This is a genomic window from Oleiphilus sp. HI0125 (assembly GCF_001635355.1).
The window spans coordinates 1-1,157 of the sequence record NZ_LWGF01000241.1 but is presented as its reverse complement, the minus strand read 5'-3'; the positions used below and the strand labels follow the sequence as shown (position 1 = coordinate 1,157).

The 1,157-nt window shown below is 45.8% G+C and carries 2 protein-coding genes; both read left to right on the top strand.

From position 1 onward, the window contains the following. Positions 1-347: response regulator (locus tag A3762_RS03605; RefSeq protein WP_156493194.1), on the top strand; the 347-nt coding region annotated here is incomplete at its 5' end. Positions 348-358: 11 nt separating this feature from the next. Next, positions 359-1,157: HDOD domain-containing protein (locus A3762_RS03600; protein ID WP_068754130.1), on the top strand; the 799-nt coding region annotated here is incomplete at its 3' end.

The following is a 1,157-nucleotide window of genomic DNA, read 5'->3' as shown; positions in this document are numbered from 1 at the left end:
ATGACGAACGGATGATTATCAGCGCATTAGAGCGCAATTTGCGAGATTCAGATTGGTATATCGATTACGCCCTAAGTGGACCCGAAGCATTGATTAAATTGGGTAAGCGTCATTTTGATGTAGTGGTGACCGACATGGCAATGCCCGCAATGACAGGAGATCGACTTTTGCGAGAGGTTAAAGAACTAGATCCGGAGATTACACGCATCATTATGTCTGGTCATGCTGATCAAAGTTTAGGTGTTGCAGATGGTGAATTGGCGCACCGTTGGCTCGATAAACCTTGTGATCCCACCTACTTGTTGCAGGTGCTTCAAGAGGTCGAAAAAGAGAAACGATTTAACTAGGAACGCTTGCGATGCGCATTTTATTTGTCGATGACGAGCAAATGATATTAGACGGCATCCAGCGCGCTCTATTTGATTCTGATTGGGAGATTGATACAGCCGATTCTGGACAAAAAGCACTCGGTCTTTTTGCAGATGAACCTTATGACATCCTTGTCTCAGACATGCGTATGCCCGGCATTGATGGCGAAGAGTTACTGTCAAAAATCGAGACGAGCTACCCTGATACAGTGCGTATTGTTCTGTCTGGGCAAGCCGATCAAGCGGCCGCGTTGCGAAGCAGTTTTATTTCTCATCGATGGTTAGATAAGCCCTTCGACCGTGATGCTTTGCTGCACATTCTTAGCTTGATTGAAAATGCACTTGAGTCGATGCCAAGTCGTGAAATGCGCACACTCATTTGCGGCATTAGTTCGCTACCTAGTCCTCCTCGTGTCTATGCCCAAATTCAAACCTTCATTCAACAACGCGCTGACCTTGAAGACGTTGCTAAAGTGATCAGTGAAGATGCCGCACTGACAACGAAAGTACTGCAAGTCACCAATTCGGCCTTATTTTCAAGAGGTGGTGAAACCACAGATGTGCAAGCCGCTGTCGTGCGTTTAGGCGTCGAAATGGTCAGTGAATTTGTCTTGTTCGCTGAAACCTATTTCTTGGCAACGAGCTCGCCATTTTTGAATGTTGATAAGGTCACCAAAGAAAGTTTTGTGATCAGTAAAATGGCGGCAGAAGTAGCTGAAACCATAGACGAAAGCTTAGTCTCTGAAGCGAAGCTTGCTGGTCTATTAAGTGATTTAGGACAGGGCGCTT